The following is a 17,270-nucleotide window of genomic DNA, read 5'->3' as shown; positions in this document are numbered from 1 at the left end:
CCGTCGGGAGGCTCGGGACGGTTTGCGAGGATTCTGCCGTGGGTTCGATGACAACCTGATGACGCGGGCGGGGCGGTTCAATGAATTCATCGCTGTCATGACACTGTCATTATCGGCCGCCTATTCTTGCCCCCAATACATCGCGTGCTTTTCATGATTTTGGCTGCCAACTTTGGCAGCTTTTTTTTGCCTGCGATTTACTGGGCCAGCAAAGTTTGCAATCCGTGGCGGCGTACGATTAGTATACGAACCATATACACTTCGTATCGGAAATTGCCATGGGCATTGTGAAGATTTCAGAGGACATGCACGAGAATCTGCGCATCTCCAGCAACGCACTCAGCCGCTCGATCAACGCGCAGGCCGAGCACTGGATGCGCATCGGCATGCTCGCCGAGCTCTATCCCGACCTTGATCACCACGCCATCTGCCGGTTGCTGATTCGCGCCGAGCAGGCGGGCGGTCTGGATCTGCAACAAATCTGTGCCCTGGCCGATGCCGCGCAGAACATCCCGGTTCAAGAGGCAGCCAAGGCATGAGAAACCCGATCAAGATCAACACCCAAGCTGAAATCGCCCAGTCCCGCGTGGCCGGCCAACTGGCCGCCGAGGTGCTGGCGATGCTGGTGCCGCACGTCAAGGCTGGCGTTACCACGGATCAGCTCGACCGCTTGTGCAACGATTACATCGTCAACGTGCAGAAAGCGATTCCGGCCAATGTCGGTTATCACGGCTTCCCGAAAACCGTCTGCGCGTCGGTCAACGAAGTGGTCTGCCATGGCATTCCATCGGGTCGGGTGCTGAAGGATGGCGATATCGTCAACCTCGACATCGCCGTCATCAAGGATGGCTGGTTCGGCGACACCAGCCGCATGTACGTGGTCGGCGAACCAACACCCGAGGCGCGGCACCTGATCAAGACCACTTACGACGCCATGTGCGCCGGCATCCGCATGGTGCGGCCGGGCGCGACGCTGGGCGACATCGGCCATGCGATTCAAAGCCTGGCGGAAAAGGAAGGGTTCAGCGTGGTGCGCGAGTATTGCGGGCACGGGATCGGCAAGGTCTATCACGATGAGCCGCAAGTGCTGCATTACGGTTATCCCGAGCAGGGCCTGAAGCTGAAGGCGGGCATGATCTTCACCATCGAGCCGATGCTCAATGCCGGCAAGCGCCATGTGAAGAGCCTGGCTGATGGCTGGACTGTCGTGACCAAGGATCAATCGTTGTCGGCACAGTGGGAGCACATGATTGCGGTGACGGAAGACGGGTTTGAAGTGTTGACGGCTTGGCCTGATCAGATTGAGGGGTTTGCGGCTATCAAATGAGAGCGCGTCGGCCGCTGGCCCTCACCCCAGCCCTCTCCCGGAGGGAGAGGGAGCCGATTGGGGAATATTGGAGAATTACGCCGACCTGAAAGCTCCGCAGTGAATCCATAACCGCCGCCGACCAGAATGCTGTGCCGAATCCATAATCAACTCGGTTTTTCAGGTCGATGTACAGCGCAAGACACCTCGGTCGGCTCCCTCTCCCTCCGGGAGAGGGCTGGGGTGAGGGCGGGCAGGTGACGCGTTCTTAATGAGCGCCAGCAGCTTTGTTCAAATCACTCTCCGCCCACTCGGTATAGACGCATGCATCAGCAGTCGCCCAGCGCACCTGCACCGGATCCCCGGCCTTCAACGGCATCCCAGCCGCCGACAATGCTTTCACGGTCATGGACGTGCCACCCGACGTGACCACACTGCACGTCTGACTTTCACCCAGAAACAGCACCTCGACCACCTTCGCCGAAACCTCATTCCAGCCCGCCATCAGCGGCTCACTCGCTGCCTGCTGCACACTCAACGCCAAAGCCTTTTCCGGGCGCACCATCAGCAGCACATCCTGCCCGGTCTGCAATCCAGCGGTGAGGCGAATCGACAGTGACTGACTTTCAAAACTCGCCGCCCCGTTGCCCTGAGCCTTGAGCTTGAGGAAGTTCGAGTTGCCAAGGAACGACGCCACAAACGCATTCGGCGGACTCTGGTACAGGTCATAACCGCTGCCGAGCCCGACAATCTTGCCGTGACTGAAAATCGCGATGCGCTGTGACAGGCGCATGGCTTCTTCCTGGTCGTGGGTCACGTAGACGATGGTGATGCCGAGACGACGGTGCAACTGGCGCAGTTCATCCTGCAAGTCTTCGCGCAGTTTCTTGTCCAGCGCACCAAGAGGTTCGTCCATCAGCAGGATGCGTGGCTCGTAAACCAACGCTCGTGCAATGGCGACCCGTTGCTGTTGGCCGCCAGACAATTGTGAAGGGCGGCGATGGGCGAATTGTTCGAGCTGCACCAGTTTCAGCATCGCATCGACACGTTTGTCGCGCTCGGCAGCCGCGAGTTTGCGGATCGCCAGCGGGAACGCGATGTTGTCGCGCACCGACAGATGCGGGAACAGCGAATAACGCTGGAACACCATGCCGATGTCGCGCTTGTGCGGCGGCACGTTGACCAGCGACTGGCCGTTGACCAGGATCTCGCCGCTGCTCGGGGTTTCGAAGCCGGCGAGCATCGACAGCGTGGTGCTTTTGCCCGAGCCACTGGAGCCGAGGAAGGTCAGGAATTCGCCGTCCTTGATGTCCAGCGAGATGTTGTCCACGGCCGCGAAATCGCCGTAGTGCTTGTTCAGGTTGCGCAGGCTGACCAAGGGTTTGTCGTTCTGCTGGGATGCGTCTTTGATCACGGCACTCATGTCGTACTCCTGGCGCTCAGGCGCTGATTTCGTTGCGCCGACGCAGGGCGGCGGCGATCACCATGACCAATACCGACAGGCCGATCAGCAGCGTCGAGGCGACGGCGATCACGGGCGTCAGGTCCTGGCGCAGGGTGGTCCACATTTTCACGGGAAGGGTTTGCAGGGTCGGGCTGGCCATCATCACGCTGAGCACCACTTCGTCCCACGAAACCAGAAAGGCGAAGAGGGCACCGGCCACCATCCCCGGACGAATCGCCGGAAAGGTCACCTTGAACACCGCTTGCAGGCGTGACGCACCGCAGATCACTGCTGCGTCCTCAATCGACTGATCGAACAGCTTCAGCGAGTTGATGATCGAGATAATGGTGAACGGCAGTGCGACGATCACATGGCTGACGACGAAGGCGAACATCGTCCCGGTGTAGCCGAGCTTGAGGAACAGCGCGTACACCGCCACGGCGATGATCACCAGCGGCACAATCATCGGCAGGGTGAACAGGCCGTAGAGCATTTCCCGGCCGGGGAAGCGTCCGCGCACCAGCGCGAAGGCAGTCGGCAAACCGAGGGCGACGGCGCAGATCGTGGTCAGTACCGCGACCTTGAGGCTGGCCAGCGCTGCGCTCATCCAGTCGGCATTGGAGAAGAACTGGCCGTACCATTTCAGCGTCCAGCCCGGCGGCGGGAACACCAGCCATTGGGACGAGCCGAACGACAGCAGGATGATGAAAACGATCGGCAGCAGCAGAAACAGCGCTATCAGCCCGGTGGTGGCGTACAGGCCGAAGCGCATCCGGCGGCTCATGGCGTTGGGAGTCAGGAGCATGTCGGCTTACCTCGCGTTACTGGCGCCAACCGGGGATTCCGGTTGAAGCTTCAGGTAGAAGTAGAACAGCACCAGGGTGATGACGATCAGCAACGCGGCGCCGGCGCTGGCCAGACCCCAGTTGAGGAACGACTGCACCTGCTGAATGATGAACTCCGGCAGCATCATGTTCTGCGCCCCGCCCAGCAGTGCCGGGGTGACGTAGTAACCGAGCGACATCACGAACACCATCAACCCGCCGGACGCCAGCCCCGGCCGGCACAGCGGCAGGAACACCCGGAAGAAGTTGGTCCACGGGCTGGCGCCACAGATCGAACCGGCCTGCAGAATCATCGGGTCGATGGCCTGCATGGTCGCCTGCAATGGCAGCACGATGAACGGGATCATGATGTAGCTCATGCCGATCACCACGCCGGTCAGGTTGTGCACCATTTCCAGTGGCTGATCGATGATGCCCACGGCCATCAACGCTTTATTGATGACGCCCGAAGCCTGCAACAGCACCAGCCACGAATAGGTGCGGGCGAGGAGGCTGGTCCACATCGACAGCAGCACGATGTTGAGGATCCAGCGGCCCCAGCCCCGTGGCACCAGGGTGATTGCCCAGGCCAGCGGAAAACCCAGCAGCAGGCTGAACACGGTCACCAGTCCCGCTACCGAGAAGGTGTTGAACAGCACCCGGGCGTACGCAGAGTTGGCGAACAGTTGTTCATAGTTGCTAAGGCCCGGCACCGGTTCCAGCACGCCGCGCAACAGAAGGCCAATCAACGGCGCAAGAAAGAACAGACCGAGGAACAGCAGTGCCGGCAGCAGATTGCCGGCGCCGCGCCAGCGTTGTTTCAGGGACGGGGCTTGCGCCATTGCACTCGCCTTTTTTCCGGCGGCCGACCCGGCAGCGCTGGCGGCGCTCCCGGTGGCAGTGGAGGGACGGGACGCGGTGGCCGCCATTTTCATTTGACCAGCCATTCGTTCCACCGTGTCGCGATGGCCTGGCCGTTCTTGGCCCAGTACGCGAAATCAAGAGTGATCTGATCCTTAGCGTAGGCAGTCGGCAGGTTCGGGGCCAGCGTCGAGTCCAGACGCGCCACACTGTCGACGTTGACCGGGGCGTAGGCGGTCAGGTTGGAGAAGTCGGCCTGGCCTTTGGCACTGCTGGCGCTGGCCAGGAACTTCATCGCCGCGTCCTTGTTTTTCGAACCCTTTGGCACCACCAGAATGTCGGCCATGACCAGGTTTTGCTTCCAGCTCACGCCGACCGGTGCGCCGTCTTCTTGCAAGGCGTGAATCCGGCCGTTCCAGAACTGGCCCATGCTCGCTTCACCGGAGGCCAGCAGTTGCTGCGACTGCGCGCCGCCGCCCCACCAGACGATGTCTTTCTTGATGGTGTCGAGTTTCTTGAAGGCGCGATCGAGGTCCAGCGGGTAGAGCTTGTCTGCTGGAACGCCGTCGGCGAGCAACGCCAGTTCAAGCACGCCGGGGCTCGGCCATTTGTACAGGGCGCGTTTGCCGGGGAAGGTTTTGGTGTCGAACAGCGCGCTCCAGTCTTGTGGTTTGTTGGCGCCGAGTTTGCCCTCGTTGTAGCCGAGGACGAAGGAGAAGAAGAACGAACCGACGCCGTAGTCGCTGACGAAACGCGGGTCGATCTTGTCGCGCTGGATCTGTTTGAAATCGAGGGGTTCGAGCAGGCCTTCGGAGGCGGCGCGCAGGGCGAAATCGGCTTCGACGTCGACCACGTCCCATTGCACGTTGCCGCTTTCGACCATGGCTTTGAGTTTGCCGTAGTCGGTCGGGCCGTCCTGCACAACGGTGATGCCGCTGGCCTTGCTGAACGGATCGGCCCAGGCCTGTTTCTGCGCATCCTGGGTGCTACCGCCCCAACTGACAAAGTTCACACTCTCGGCGGCCATCGCGGCCTGACCGGTCACGCTCAGCAGTCCCGCAAGAAAGATCGCGGTTGCAGCTTTGTTCAACACCATTTTTACGCCCTCATTGTTGTGTTTTTGAGCGGGCTTGCGTTGTTGCCCGCCTGTCGGGAGCAGTAGCTGGACGGTTTTTCAGGTCGTCCGGTCTATGGAATATCATATTATGGTATTCCAAACATTGTGCAAGCACTTTGCCTTACCGGCTATCTGGCAAACGGGGTTATTCGGTGAACGGAATGCTCTCGACTACCTCAAGATCGTAGCCGGTCAAACCGGCGTATTTGAGCGGCGGGCCCAGGTGACGCAGCTTACCGACGCCCAGGTTCTGCAGAATCTGCGCCCCGGTTCCCACCTCGGAATAGATCCGCGATTGCGAACGACTGAACTGTCGTGGCGGCTGAGTCAGCTGCGGCACTCGCTCCAGCAACGCCTGCGACGACTCATGATTGGCCAGCACCACGACCACGCCATGTCCTTCGGCCGCGACCCGCTGCAGCGCTGCCCATAGCGTCCAGTTCGTCGGCCCGCTGTACTCGGCGCCGACCAGATCACGCAGCGGATCGATCACATGCACGCGCACCAGCGTCGGTTCTTCGCGACGCAATTCGCCCATGACCATCGCCATGTGCACGCCACCCTCGATGCGATCTTCGAAAGTGATCAAACGGAAGGTGCCATGCACCGTCGGCAATTCCCGCTCGCCGATGCGCTCGATGGTGTGTTCGGTGCTCAGGCGATAGTGGATCAGGTCGGCAATGGTGCCGATCTTGATCCCGTGCTTGCGCGCAAAGACTTCCAGATCCGGGCGGCGGGCCATGGTGCCGTCGTCGTTCATCACTTCGACGATTACCGACGCTGGCGTGAAACCGGCGAGGCGCGCCAGATCACAACCGGCCTCGGTGTGACCGGCACGGGTCAGCACGCCACCTTCCTTGGCGCGCAGCGGGAAGATGTGGCCGGGCTGCACCAGGTCTTCTGCGCGAGCATTGGGCGCCACCGCAGCGGCCACCGTACAAGCGCGGTCGGCGGCGGAAATGCCGGTAGTCACGCCGACCGCCGCTTCGATGGAAACCGTGAACGCGGTGCTGAATACGCTGCCATTGCTCGGCACCATTTGCTCAAGTCCCAGGCGCTGGCAATGATCGTCAGTCAACGTCAGGCAGATCAGCCCCCGAGCCTCTCGGGCCATGAAACTGATCGCCTCGGGCGTGCAACGGTCGGCGGCCAACAGCAGGTCGCCTTCGTTTTCCCGGTCTTCGTCATCGACCAGCAACACCATTTTGCCGAGGCGATAATCTTCGATGATTTCTTCGATGCTGTTGAAGGCCATGCTGGACTCTCGATGTGGATGAAATTCGTGGTATACCATAATACAAATTCAACTGAGAGGTCACTATGAAGGCGTACTGGATTGCACACGTGGACATCACCGATCCCGATCACTACAGCCAATACACCCAGCGCGCGCCAAAAGCGTTCGCCGAGTTCGGCGCGAAGTTTTTAGCCAGAGGCGGGCGCAGCGAAGCGATGGAAGGGCGGACGACGCCTCAGCGCAGCGTGGTGATCGAGTTCGACAGCTACGAGCAGGCGGTGGCGTGCTATCGCTCGGCGGCGTATCAGGAAGCGAAAGGTTATCGCGAGGAATGGGCGAAGGCGGAGATCATCATTGTGGAAGGAATGGCGCCGTAAGCAGCACGATCAGCGCATGAAATGAATCTTGCCGCTGTCGTCATTGCCCATGTACATGCCATACACCCCGGCCTGGCGTTCCTCGATGTAGCGTTCGAGGATCTGCCGGATCGCCGGGTAGTAGATCTGGTCCCACGGAATGTCTTCGGGGGCGAAGAATTTATAGTCGAGGGTTTCCGGGCCGTACTGGCCGGTGATCTCCAGCGCGAGGGCGCGGAAGATGATGTAGACCTCGCTGATTTTCGGCACGCTGAAGATCGAGTACGGCGAGACGATTTCCGCACGTACGCCGCTTTCTTCCCAGACTTCGCGCAGGGCTGCCTGTTCGGTGGTTTCGCCGCTTTCCATGAAACCGGCGGGCAAAGTCCAGGTGCCGGCGCGCGGGGGGATCGCCCGTTGGCACAAGAGGTATTTGCCGTCCTGCTCGATGATGCAGCCGGCGATGATCTTCGGGTTCACATAGTGGATGTAGCCGCAGCCGCGGCACATCAGGCGCTCGTGCGTATCGCCCGGCGGCACCTGCTGACCGAGGTCAGCGCCACCGCATTTCGGGCAAAAGCTCGGGCTGAACATGTCAGTGACCTATGCGCGGTTCTTTCAGCGGAATGGGCAGGGTGATCGGCGGCGTGCCTTTGAGTACGGTGCCGGTTTCTTCCTGTTTGCGCTTGAGATAATCGAGGGCCACCGCAGCGGCGGCGCGAACGTGATCGACGCACGCCTGATGCGCCGCCAGCGGATCGCCGCTCTTGATCGCCTCGACCATTTTTTCCATTTCCTGGTTACTCGCACCACGACGGTTTTCCTGGGACACCGACGTCGCCCGCAGGTAGCTGATGCGTGCCTGCAACTGGCGCAGTTGAGTGGCCGCGACATGGTTGCCGGAGCCTTCCAGCAGCACGTCGTAAAAACCCTGCACCGAGTCGATTACCTGTTGCAGTTCGCCGTCCTTGAGCGCCTTGCGGTTCTCGTCGAGGGCTTTTTCCAGGGCCTTGATGTCCTTGGCCTTGGCGCGCAGGGTGAACAGCTGGACGATCAGGCCTTCGAGCACGCAGCGCAGTTCATAGATGTCGACCGCATCGGCGAGGGTGATGATTGCCACGCGCGGGCCCTTGGCGTCGGCAAACTCCACCAGGCCTTCGGATTCCAGGTGACGCAAGGCTTCACGCACCGACGTACGGCTGACACCCAGGCGATCGCACAGATCGCGCTCCACCAGGCGATCGCCCGGCAGCAGCTGGAAGTTCATGATGGCGCTTCGCAGTTTATCCAGCACGATTTCGCGCAGGGTGACGGGGTTGCGATTGACCTTGAAGCTGTCGTCGAGTGGCAGGCGTTTCATGGGGTCCGCTCTTTAGTGTGGCTGTCCATGCCAGACGGGCATTCAAACAGCCGAGGGGTTAACTGGAGGCCTCGGCGTCGGCTTCGGCGAAGGCTTCACGGGCGAGCCGGAAACTGTCCACGGCTGCCGGGACGCCGCAATAAATACCGACCTGAAGCAGAATTTCGCGTATTTGCTCACGACTCAGGCCGTTACGCAAGGCGCCGCGCACATGCAGTTTCAGTTCATGCGGGCGGTTCAGCGCGGAGATCATCGCCAGGTTGATCATGCTGCGCTCCTTGAGCGACAGGCCCTCGCGCCCCCAGACATGACCCCAGCAGTATTCGGTGACCATTTCCTGCAGCGGGCGGGTGAAGTCGTCGGCGTTCTCGATCGAGCGCTGCACATAGGCTTCGCCGAGCACCTGGGTGCGGATCTTCAAGCCCTGCTCATATTTTTCGTGGCTCATGTGTCCTCCTCTCAACCCAGTGTCGGCAGGGCGCCGAGCTTGCCCTTGTGATAGATCATCGGCGTCACCGGTTGCGCCGGCAGGATCAGGTTCTTCACTGCGCCGACGATGATCGCGTGGTCGCCACCGTCGTATTCGCGCCACAGTTCGCACTCGATGATCGCCGTGGCCTTGGCGAGGATCGGGTTACCGAGCTCGCTCAAATGCCAGTCGATGCCGTTGGCCTTGTCCTTGCCTTTGCCGGCGAAGGCGTAGGCCTCGGCGGTCTGGTCGGCGGACAGCAAATGGATCGCGAAACGCTTGCTGTCGCGCAGCACCGGGTAGGTGTCGGAAGCATAGTTGGGGCAGAACAGCACCAGCGCCGGGTCAATCGACAGCGCACTGAAGGCGCTGGCGGTGATGCCGACGATGCCGCCATCCGGGTCGAGGGTGGTGACCACCGTGACCCCGGACGGAAACGAGCTCATGACGTCTTTGTAAATGCCGGGTTCGATCATGTCGCAGGACTCCTAGCGCATCACAAACGGATCAGGCATCGGCGCCTGAGAGAGGTTGATCCACACCGTTTTCAGTTCGGTGTAGGCCAGCACCGAATCGATGCCGCTTTCGCGTCCATAGCCACTGTTCTTGAAGCCGCCAATCGGCGCCATCGCCGACACGGCGCGGTAGGTGTTGACCCAGATGATCCCCGAGCGCACGTCCCGGGCCAGTCGATGGGCGCGGCCCAGATCGCGAGTCCAGATACCGGCGGCGAGGCCGAACTGAGAGTCGTTGGCAATCGCCAGCGCTTCGGCTTCATCCTTGAAGCGGATGACCGAGGCCACCGGGCCGAACACTTCTTCCTGCATGATCTTCATCGAATTGCGTTCGCACTCGAACAGCGTCGGTTCGTAGAACCAGCCGTCGCCCACACCGCTCGGCCGCTTGCCGCCCAGACGCAGGCGTGCACCTTCGGCAATGGCGTCGGCCACTAGACCTTCCACCACGGCCAGTTGCTGCGCGGTGGCCATCGGGCCCATTTCGCTGCTGTCGTCCTGCGGGTTGCCGATTCGGATGCGCTGGGCGCGTTCCACCAGTCGGCTGACGAACTCGTCGTAGATCTCGTCCTGCACCAGCAGTCGCGAACCGGATACACAGCTCTGCCCGGACGCCGCGTAGATCCCGGCAATCGCACCATTGATCGCACTGTCCAGATCAGCGTCGGCGAAGATGATGTTCGGTGACTTGCCGCCCAGTTCCAGCGACAGCTTGGCGAAGTTCTCGGCGCTGCTGCGCACCACATGCCGGGCCGTGGCTGCGCCGCCGGTGAAGGCGATCTTGCGGATCAGCGGATGGCGGGTGAGGGCAGCGCCGGTGCTCGGGCCGTAACCGGTGACAACGTTGACCACGCCCGGTGGAATCCCGGCTTCGAGGGCCAGGCGCGCCAGTTCCAGAATGGTCGCCGAGGCATGCTCGGACGGTTTGATCACGATGGTGTTGCCCGCCGCCAGCGCCGGCGCCAGTTTGATCGCGGTCAGATAGAGCGGGCTGTTCCACGGAATGATCGCGGCGACCACACCCATGGCTTCGTGCACGGTATAGGCAAACAGGTCGGGCTTATCCAGCGGCAGGGTGCCGCCTTCAAGCTTGTCGGCAAGGCCCGCGGTGTAGTGGAAGAACTCCGGCAGATAACCGACCTGACCCCGGGTTTCGCGGATCAGTTTGCCGTTGTCGCGGCTTTCCAGCTGCGCCAGTTGTTCCTTGTTTTCAGCGATCAGGTCACCGAGACGACGCAACAGTTTGCCGCGCGCGGTGGCGGTCAGACCGCGCCACGCCGGGCTGTCGAAGGCGGTTTGCGCAGCTTGCACGGCGCGTTCGACGTCGGCTTCATCCGCGTCGGGCAGTTCGGCCCAAGGCTCGGCCAGAGCCGGGTTGAGGCTTTCGAAGGTCTTGCCGGAGAGGGCGTCGACCCATTCTCCGCCGATGCACATCTGGAAGCGTGCGAGTGTCATGCAACGATCCCCTTTATAGGGTTTTGTCGGGCGTGTGCGGTTTCGAGAAATTCCAGCAGCAGCTGATTGACCAGTCGCGGTGACTCTACCGGCATCATATGCCGTTGCTCGGGCAGCACGGCAACCTTCGCGCCGGGAATGCGCGCGGCCAGTTGCTCGGCCATTTCCGGGGTCGATCCGGGGTCCAGCTCGCCGGTGGCGATCAGCGTCGGCGCCTGGATGCTGCCCAGGTCGTCGGCGCGGTACATGTCCTGGGTGGCGAACAATTCGTAGGTGGTCAGGTAGCCCTGCGGGTCATTGCCGGCGAGGGTCTGGCGGATCGCGGCGATCTGCGCCGGATTGGCCGCCTGGTATTCACGGCTGAACCAGCGCGACAGCGCCGCTTCGGCATTCGCGTCCGGTCCATGTTCGGCGGCCTGCGCGGTGCGGGCGATGACCCCGGCGCGCTGTTCTTCGCTGCGGTTGAACACGCTATTGAGCACCACCAGACTTTTCAGGCGCTGCGGGTAATGCAGGGCGAAGGCCCGCGCCACCAGACCGCCCATGGAAAAACCGATCACCGATGCCAGCGGCAATTGCAGGTGGTCGAGCAGCTCCAGCAACTGATCGGCATAACCGAGCAGGGCGGTACCGCTGGCCGGTCGCGGGCTGGCGCCGTGTCCGAGCATGTCGTAGGCGATCACCCGGTATTGCGTGGCCAGGCCAACGATCTGGCCGCCCCACATTTCTTTGTTCAGGCCCACGCCGTGGATCAACACCACGGGGTGGCCCTGGCCGGTCGCCAGATAACTGGTGCCGGCCGGGGTGAGTTCAGCGGTATGCCGAATCATGGAGCGCTCCTGCAATGCCTTTTTATTGTGATTACTGGGCTTTTTCGGCGGCCAGTTCTTCCAGATCGATGTAGCGGTTGCCGATGCGCGGGTGCAGACGGCCACCGTCGGCGCAACCGAGTACCACGACGATTTCGTCGGCGCGCGGGGCATCTTCGATCTGCATTTCCAGGGTGATGTAGTGCGAGCGCAGGCCTTCGTCGTCCTTGTGCATCATCGGGATCTGGATCGAGGTGCCCGGACCGCCGCGCTTGTTGGTGAAGCTCAGGTAACTCTTGGCCTTGACCGCTTCGCGGTAGTGATTGCCAAAGCGCAGGGTGTGGATCACCGCCGAGGCGTGTTCGATCTCGCCGTCCGCACCGACGACTGCCGCTTTGCCGTAAGCCTCGATTTTCTCGGCGCCGCCGATGATGCCCACCAGACGCTCGACCATCATCGCGCCGAGGTCGGAGCAGTTGGCGCGGATCTGCGGCTTGAGGTCTTCGACAAAGCCATTGCCGACCCACGGGTTCTTCATCACGACGGCCAGGCCCACCATGGTCACCGGGGTGTCGGAAGCCTTGCCGCCTTCGATGAAGGTCTCTTCGACATAGCTGACGATCTTGCGAATTTCGAAACTCATGAGCTGCTCCGTAGGGGATAAAGAGTGTCTGTGCGTCTGATGGTATACCATAATACCGATCGTGCAAGTCCCCCACGCAAGATTCCCGCCCATCAGTCGGACGAATGCCCGTGCATTCAGCCGCGGCTGTAATCCCTTTCGGTTAACAAAAGATAACGTTGCGCCGATTGTCAGACGTTTCGAATGCCCGATAGGATGAGCCAGCTTCCGAAGTGGCTCTGGATTGCGGGTTTCAGGACTATGCTTCTGACCAACCGTCGCTGGAGCACACTTGCGGCGCCCTTGAAGGCCGAATGGCCTAACAATAATAAATAGGGGAAGGTCTATGAGTCGTTGCCGCCCGCCGGCGTTTCGCAACACCGCGTTGCTGGCCACAGCACTCTCTCTGCTGGGCTTTGCCACCTTGTCGGCGCCCGTACTGGCCGCCGAAGCGCCAGCCGACGTGGTCTACGCCATCGAATCGGCCAAGGCCCCGAAAAGCCTGATGCTCGATGTCGTTCACGCCGGTTCACGGCTGGTGGCGGTCGGTGATCGCGGGCACATTCTCTACTCCGACGACCAGGGCAAGACCTGGACCCAGGCCAAGGTGCCAAGCCGCCAGTTGCTGACGGCCGTGTATTTCGTCGACGACAAACACGGCTGGGCCGTCGGCCATGACGCACAGATCCTCGCCAGCGAAGACGGCGGCCTGACCTGGACCAAACAGTTCGAAGACCTCAAGCGCGAATCGCCGCTGCTCGACCTCTGGTTCAAGGACGTCAACAACGGCCTGGCCGTGGGTGCCTACGGCGCATTGCTCGAGACCACCGACGGCGGCAAGAACTGGCAAGACGTCAGCGACCGCCTCGACAACCAGGATCAGTTTCACCTCAACGCCATCGCCGCCGTGAAAGACGCCGGGCTGTTCATCGTGGGTGAACAGGGCGCGATGTTCCGCTCCGCCGACTGGGGCCAGACCTGGGAAAAAATCGAAGGCCCGTATCAGGGCTCGCTGTTCGGTGTGATCGGCACCGCCCAGCCTTCCACGCTGCTGGCCTACGGGCTGCGCGGCAACCTCTACCGCTCCACTGATTTCGGCGGCACCTGGCAGCAAGTCGAACTCAAGGCGGCGCGCGGTGCGCTGGAATTCGGCCTGTCCGGCGCCACGCTCCTCGAAGACGGCTCGATCGTCATCGTCGGCAACGGCGGCACGGTGATCAGCAGCAGCGACAACGGTGAAACCTTCAGCGTGTTCAACCGCCCGGATCGCATCTCGCTGTCGTCGGTCACCGCCGCCGGCAACGGCAATCTGATCCTGAGCGGGCAGGGTGGCGTCCACACCACCACGCCCAACGGCACCGAGCTGGGCAAATGAGCCGAATCAATAATAAGAAGGCGGGGCTATGACTTCCTTGAGCACTCATCATCAGGACAAGGCGACGTTTCTCGAACGCCTGATCTTCAACAACCGCCCGGCAGTGATCGTGATCTGCCTGCTGGTCAGTATTTTCCTGTTCTGGCAGGCGACGCTGATCCGGCCGTCCACCAGCTTCGAAAAAATGATCCCGCTCAAGCATCCGTTCATCGAGAAGATGATGGAGCACCGCAACGATCTGACGAACCTGGGCAACACCGTGCGCATTTCGGTCGAAGCCAAGGACGGCGACATCTTCTCCAAGGAGTACATGGAGACCCTGCGCCAGATCAACGACGAGGTGTTCTACATCTCCGGCGTCGACCGTTCCGGCCTGAAGTCGCTGTGGAGCCCGAGCGTGCGCTGGACCGAAGTGACCGAGGAGGGTTTCGCCGGCGGCGAAGTGATCCCGCAGAGCTACGACGGTTCCCAGGACAGCCTCGACATGCTGCGCAACAACGTGCTCAAGTCGGGTCAGGTCGGGCGTCTGGTGGCCAACGACTTCAAGTCGAGCATCGTCGACATCCCACTGCTGGAGTCCTACCCGGACCCGCAGGACCAGGGCAAGTTGCTGGCGTTGGACTACCGCCAGTTCTCCCATGAACTGGAAGACAAGATCCGCAACAAGTTCGAAGCGCAGAACCCCAACGTCAAGATCCACATCGTCGGTTTCGCCAAGAAGGTCGGTGACCTGATCGACGGTCTGGTGATGGTGGTGATGTTCTTCGGCGTCGCCTTCGTCATCACCCTGATTCTGCTGCTGTGGTTCACCAACTGCCTGCGCAGCACCGTGGCGGTGTTGAGCACCACGCTGGTGGCGGTGGTCTGGCAGTTGGGGTTGATGCACTTCTTCGGTTTCGGCCTCGATCCGTATTCGATGCTGGTGCCGTTCCTGATTTTCGCCATCGGGATTTCCCACGGCGTGCAGAAGATCAACGGTATCGCCCTGCAATCGAGCGAGGCGGATAACGCGCTGACTGCGGCGCGGCGCACGTTCCGGCAATTGTTCCTGCCTGGGATGATCGCGATTCTGGCGGATGCGGTGGGCTTCATCACGCTGCTGATCATCGACATCGGCGTGATCCGTGAACTGGCCATCGGCGCGTCCATCGGCGTGGCGGTGATCGTGTTCACCAACCTGATTCTGCTGCCGGTGGCGATTTCCTATGTCGGCATCAGCAAGCGTGCGGTGGCCAAGAGCAAGAAGGACGCCAACCGCGAACACCCGTTCTGGCGCCTGCTGTCGAACTTTGCCAGCCCGAAAGTCGCCCCGGTGTCCATTGCGCTCGCTCTGATCGCCTTCGGTGGCGGCCTCTGGTACAGCCAGAACCTGAAGATCGGCGACCTCGACCAGGGCGCGCCGGAACTGCGTCCGGACTCGCGCTACAACAAGGACAACAACTTCATCATCAACAACTACTCCACCAGTTCCGACGTACTGGTGGTGATGGTCAAGACCAAGTCCGAAGGCTGCTCGCGCTATGAGGCCATGGCGCCGATCGATGAGCTGATGTGGAAGATGCAGAACACCGAGGGCGTGCAGTCGGCGATCTCGTTGGTGACCGTGTCCAAGCAGATGATCAAGGGCATGAACGAGGGCAACCTGAAATGGGAAACCCTGTCGCGCAACCCGGACGTGCTGAACAACTCCATCGCCCGTGCCGACGGCCTGTACAACAACAGTTGCTCGCTGGCGCCGGTGCTGGTGTTCCTCAACGATCACAAGGCTGAAACCCTGGATCGTGCGGTGCATGCGGTGCAGGAATTCGCCAAGGACAACAACAAAGAGGGTCTGGAATTCATCCTGGCGGCCGGTAACGCCGGGATCGAGGCTGCGACCAACGAAGTCATCAAACAGGCCGAACTGACCATCCTGGTGCTGGTGTACATCTGCGTGGCGGTGATGTGCATGATCACCTTCCGTTCCTGGGCGGCGACCCTGTGCATCGTGCTGCCGCTGGTACTGACCTCGGTACTTGGCAACGCACTGATGGCGTTCATGGGCATCGGCGTGAAGGTTGCGACGTTGCCGGTGGTGGCGCTGGGTGTGGGGATCGGCGTGGACTACGGCATCTACATCTACAGCCGTCTGGAAAGTTTCCTGCGTGCCGGCCTGCCGTTGCAGGAAGCCTATTACCAGACCCTGAAATCCACCGGTAAAGCGGTGCTGTTCACTGGTCTGTGCCTGGCCATCGGTGTGTGCACCTGGATCTTCTCGGCGATCAAGTTCCAGGCCGACATGGGCCTGATGCTGACCTTCATGCTGCTGTGGAACATGTTCGGTGCGCTGTGGCTGCTGCCGGCACTGGCCAAGTTCCTGATCAAGCCGGAGAAACTGGCGGGGCAGAAGGGGAATTCTCTGTTTGCTCACTGATCCGGGCTTCTGAAACGACAAAGCCGCAACCTTAGGGTTGCGGCTTTTTTGTGAGTCAAGATCAAAAGCCCCTCACCCTAGCCCTCTCCCGGAGGGAGAGGGAACTGACCGCAATGTCTCGCGTGATACATCGACCTGAAAAACCGAGTCGATTATGGATTCAAAGAGGATCGTTCAAGTCGGTGTATCTCTCCAATATCCCCCGATCGGTTCCCTCTCCCTCCGGGAGAGGGCTAGGGTGAGGGCAAGCGGTCTCAAGTCTTACGAAAGTTCAGTACCAAGCACCACACTCAAAGCACTCCGCGCATCATCCAGCTGCACCAACGTCGCATGCCGAGCCCCCAGCGCATCACGATTTTCGATCGCGGTGAGAATCGCCTTGTGCCGAGGTAACGCCAGTTCATGCAGATTCGGTCGCTGATTCGAATGCTTCAACGCCTCGGCAATCGCGACCGACAGCATGTTGCACAGATTCGCCAACAAGTCGTTATGGGTCGCATCGGCGATGCGGCTGTGGAAATCCAGATCCGGTTGCAGCAACGCCTCCGGGGTCGGTGCGGCTTCCATGCGTTGGTAGGCTTCGCCGATGGCGGCGATGTCGGCATCGGTGGCGTGTTGGGCGGCGAGGGCGGCAGCGGCGGGTTCGATGATGCTGCGCACGCTGGTCAGCACATTGAAGAATTCATTTTGCGGGCTGCTTTGCATCAGCCAGTGCAATACGTCCGGGTCGAGCATGTGCCATTCGCGGCGCGGCTTGACCACGGTACCGACGCGCGGTTTCGAGTACACCAGCCCCTTGGCCACCAACACCCGCGTGGCTTCGCGCAACACCGGCCGACTGACCGCGTACTCCTCGCAGAGCAAGGCTTCGGCGGGCAGTTTGTCGCAAGGCAAAAAGCGTCCGGAAACAATCTGCATGCCCAGTTCCTGGACGATGCGCGAGTGCATGCTTTTGCGGTCGGAAGGTTTGCGGTAATCCATGGGGAGTGGCGCGATCCTGAGCGATGGAGATGCCGCGCATCATAGCAGGCACGACGGAATCTGGAGCTACGCAATGATCGTTCCCACGCTCTGCGTGGGAACGCATCCCGGGATGCTCTGCGTCCC

At 61.2% G+C, this 17,270-nt stretch carries 18 protein-coding genes; 5 read left to right on the top strand and 13 right to left on the bottom strand.

Annotation, left to right across the window (positions count from 1 at the left end; all coding sequences use genetic code 11):
• Positions 1 to 278: 278 nt before the first annotated feature.
• Positions 279 to 539, top strand: coding sequence for a ParD-like family protein (locus AC07N4_RS03910; RefSeq protein WP_085711344.1), 261 nt, complete (start codon positions 279 to 281; stop codon positions 537 to 539).
• On the top strand, positions 536 to 1,327 hold the full coding sequence (gene map / locus AC07N4_RS03905; RefSeq protein ID WP_493064990.1) for a type I methionyl aminopeptidase: 792 nt from the start codon (positions 536 to 538) through the stop codon (positions 1,325 to 1,327). Before AC07N4_RS03910 ends, map begins: the two co-directional genes overlap by 4 nt.
• A gap of 247 nt (positions 1,328 to 1,574) precedes the next feature.
• On the opposite strand, the gene AC07N4_RS03900 is transcribed toward map, so the two are convergent.
• The 5 genes from AC07N4_RS03900 to ribBA all read right to left on the bottom strand — a co-directional run bounded on the left by AC07N4_RS03900 (position 1,575) and on the right by ribBA (position 6,807).
• Entirely contained in the window at positions 1,575 to 2,729 is a 1,155-nt protein-coding gene (locus tag AC07N4_RS03900) for an ABC transporter ATP-binding protein (protein ID WP_493064989.1), read from the bottom strand.
• 16 nt (positions 2,730 to 2,745) lie between these two features.
• Complete coding sequence (locus AC07N4_RS03895) at positions 2,746 to 3,555, bottom strand: ABC transporter permease (RefSeq protein ID WP_493064988.1); 810 nt, start codon at positions 3,553 to 3,555, stop codon at positions 2,746 to 2,748.
• A gap of 6 nt (positions 3,556 to 3,561) precedes the next feature.
• Positions 3,562 to 4,509, bottom strand: a complete 948-nt coding sequence (locus AC07N4_RS03890) for an ABC transporter permease (RefSeq protein WP_493065200.1) — start codon at positions 4,507 to 4,509, stop codon at positions 3,562 to 3,564.
• Complete coding sequence (locus AC07N4_RS03885; RefSeq protein ID WP_096820069.1) at positions 4,506 to 5,531, bottom strand: ABC transporter substrate-binding protein; 1,026 nt, start codon at positions 5,529 to 5,531, stop codon at positions 4,506 to 4,508. Before AC07N4_RS03885 ends, AC07N4_RS03890 begins: the two co-directional genes overlap by 4 nt.
• 166 nt (positions 5,532 to 5,697) lie before the next feature.
• The gene (ribBA, locus tag AC07N4_RS03880; protein ID WP_085711338.1) at positions 5,698 to 6,807 is read right to left on the bottom strand and encodes a bifunctional 3,4-dihydroxy-2-butanone-4-phosphate synthase/GTP cyclohydrolase II; all 1,110 of its coding nucleotides are present in this window, start codon (positions 6,805 to 6,807) and stop codon (positions 5,698 to 5,700) included.
• A gap of 65 nt (positions 6,808 to 6,872) precedes the next feature.
• Between ribBA and AC07N4_RS03875 the strand changes: the two genes are divergently transcribed.
• Positions 6,873 to 7,166 (top strand): DUF1330 domain-containing protein, encoded by a 294-nt coding sequence (locus AC07N4_RS03875; protein WP_493064987.1) that lies wholly within the window; start codon positions 6,873 to 6,875, stop codon positions 7,164 to 7,166.
• A 9-nt stretch (positions 7,167 to 7,175) separates the two neighbouring features.
• Here the strand turns inward: AC07N4_RS03875 and AC07N4_RS03870 are convergent, their stop codons facing one another.
• From AC07N4_RS03870 to AC07N4_RS03840, 7 genes are read right to left on the bottom strand one after another with little or no spacing between them, the layout of a single operon-like run.
• Complete coding sequence (locus AC07N4_RS03870; RefSeq protein ID WP_096820067.1) at positions 7,176 to 7,739, bottom strand: NUDIX hydrolase; 564 nt, start codon at positions 7,737 to 7,739, stop codon at positions 7,176 to 7,178.
• A 1-nt stretch (position 7,740) separates the two neighbouring features.
• On the bottom strand, positions 7,741 to 8,505 hold the full coding sequence (locus tag AC07N4_RS03865; protein ID WP_096820066.1) for a GntR family transcriptional regulator: 765 nt from the start codon (positions 8,503 to 8,505) through the stop codon (positions 7,741 to 7,743).
• Positions 8,506 to 8,563: 58 nt separating this feature from the next.
• Positions 8,564 to 8,953: a carboxymuconolactone decarboxylase family protein gene (locus AC07N4_RS03860; protein ID WP_096820065.1), complete on the bottom strand. Its 390-nt coding sequence runs from the start codon at positions 8,951 to 8,953 to the stop codon at positions 8,564 to 8,566.
• An 11-nt stretch (positions 8,954 to 8,964) separates the two neighbouring features.
• The gene (locus AC07N4_RS03855; RefSeq protein ID WP_085711335.1) at positions 8,965 to 9,450 is read right to left on the bottom strand and encodes a flavin reductase family protein; all 486 of its coding nucleotides are present in this window, start codon (positions 9,448 to 9,450) and stop codon (positions 8,965 to 8,967) included.
• 12 nt (positions 9,451 to 9,462) lie between these two features.
• Positions 9,463 to 10,944, bottom strand: a complete 1,482-nt coding sequence (locus AC07N4_RS03850) for an aldehyde dehydrogenase (protein WP_493064986.1) — start codon at positions 10,942 to 10,944, stop codon at positions 9,463 to 9,465.
• Positions 10,941 to 11,774, bottom strand: a complete 834-nt coding sequence (locus AC07N4_RS03845) for an alpha/beta fold hydrolase (RefSeq protein ID WP_096820062.1) — start codon at positions 11,772 to 11,774, stop codon at positions 10,941 to 10,943. Before AC07N4_RS03845 ends, AC07N4_RS03850 begins: the two co-directional genes overlap by 4 nt.
• A gap of 31 nt (positions 11,775 to 11,805) precedes the next feature.
• Positions 11,806 to 12,396, bottom strand: a complete 591-nt coding sequence (locus AC07N4_RS03840) for an amino acid synthesis family protein (RefSeq protein WP_007957412.1) — start codon at positions 12,394 to 12,396, stop codon at positions 11,806 to 11,808.
• A gap of 325 nt (positions 12,397 to 12,721) precedes the next feature.
• Between AC07N4_RS03840 and AC07N4_RS03835 the strand changes: the two genes are divergently transcribed.
• Entirely contained in the window at positions 12,722 to 13,750 is a 1,029-nt protein-coding gene (locus AC07N4_RS03835) for a WD40/YVTN/BNR-like repeat-containing protein (protein WP_493064985.1), read from the top strand.
• 28 nt (positions 13,751 to 13,778) lie between these two features.
• Positions 13,779 to 16,163: an efflux RND transporter permease subunit gene (locus AC07N4_RS03830; RefSeq protein WP_096820060.1), complete on the top strand. Its 2,385-nt coding sequence runs from the start codon at positions 13,779 to 13,781 to the stop codon at positions 16,161 to 16,163.
• A 261-nt stretch (positions 16,164 to 16,424) separates the two neighbouring features.
• Here AC07N4_RS03830 and AC07N4_RS03825 read toward each other — a convergent pair whose 3' ends face one another.
• Complete coding sequence (locus tag AC07N4_RS03825) at positions 16,425 to 17,144, bottom strand: FadR/GntR family transcriptional regulator (protein WP_169430692.1); 720 nt, start codon at positions 17,142 to 17,144, stop codon at positions 16,425 to 16,427.
• Positions 17,145 to 17,270: the final 126 nt, after the last annotated feature.

Source organism: Pseudomonas sp. GW821-FHT09E04, from assembly GCF_059416185.1.
This window is presented reverse-complemented; position numbering and strand designations above follow the sequence as displayed.

Bases quoted from the DNA above. Each gene is read 5' to 3' on its own strand.
- AC07N4_RS03910 (WP_085711344.1), top strand. From the start codon at position 279: ATGGGCATTGTGAAGATTTCAGAGGACATGCACGAGAATCTGCGCATC.
- map (WP_493064990.1), top strand. From the start codon at position 536: ATGAGAAACCCGATCAAGATCAACACCCAAGCTGAAATCGCCCAGTCC.
- AC07N4_RS03900 (WP_493064989.1), bottom strand. From the start codon at position 2,729: ATGAGTGCCGTGATCAAAGACGCATCCCAGCAGAACGACAAACCCTTG.
- AC07N4_RS03895 (WP_493064988.1), bottom strand. From the start codon at position 3,555: ATGCTCCTGACTCCCAACGCCATGAGCCGCCGGATGCGCTTCGGCCTG.
- AC07N4_RS03890 (WP_493065200.1), bottom strand. From the start codon at position 4,509: ATGAAAATGGCGGCCACCGCGTCCCGTCCCTCCACTGCCACCGGGAGC.
- AC07N4_RS03885 (WP_096820069.1), bottom strand. From the start codon at position 5,531: ATGGTGTTGAACAAAGCTGCAACCGCGATCTTTCTTGCGGGACTGCTG.
- ribBA (WP_085711338.1), bottom strand. From the start codon at position 6,807: ATGGCCTTCAACAGCATCGAAGAAATCATCGAAGATTATCGCCTCGGC.
- AC07N4_RS03875 (WP_493064987.1), top strand. From the start codon at position 6,873: ATGAAGGCGTACTGGATTGCACACGTGGACATCACCGATCCCGATCAC.
- AC07N4_RS03870 (WP_096820067.1), bottom strand. From the start codon at position 7,739: ATGTTCAGCCCGAGCTTTTGCCCGAAATGCGGTGGCGCTGACCTCGGT.
- AC07N4_RS03865 (WP_096820066.1), bottom strand. From the start codon at position 8,505: ATGAAACGCCTGCCACTCGACGACAGCTTCAAGGTCAATCGCAACCCC.
- AC07N4_RS03860 (WP_096820065.1), bottom strand. From the start codon at position 8,953: ATGAGCCACGAAAAATATGAGCAGGGCTTGAAGATCCGCACCCAGGTG.
- AC07N4_RS03855 (WP_085711335.1), bottom strand. From the start codon at position 9,450: ATGATCGAACCCGGCATTTACAAAGACGTCATGAGCTCGTTTCCGTCC.
- AC07N4_RS03850 (WP_493064986.1), bottom strand. From the start codon at position 10,944: ATGACACTCGCACGCTTCCAGATGTGCATCGGCGGAGAATGGGTCGAC.
- AC07N4_RS03845 (WP_096820062.1), bottom strand. From the start codon at position 11,774: ATGATTCGGCATACCGCTGAACTCACCCCGGCCGGCACCAGTTATCTG.
- AC07N4_RS03840 (WP_007957412.1), bottom strand. From the start codon at position 12,396: ATGAGTTTCGAAATTCGCAAGATCGTCAGCTATGTCGAAGAGACCTTC.
- AC07N4_RS03835 (WP_493064985.1), top strand. From the start codon at position 12,722: ATGAGTCGTTGCCGCCCGCCGGCGTTTCGCAACACCGCGTTGCTGGCC.
- AC07N4_RS03830 (WP_096820060.1), top strand. From the start codon at position 13,779: ATGACTTCCTTGAGCACTCATCATCAGGACAAGGCGACGTTTCTCGAA.
- AC07N4_RS03825 (WP_169430692.1), bottom strand. From the start codon at position 17,144: ATGGATTACCGCAAACCTTCCGACCGCAAAAGCATGCACTCGCGCATC.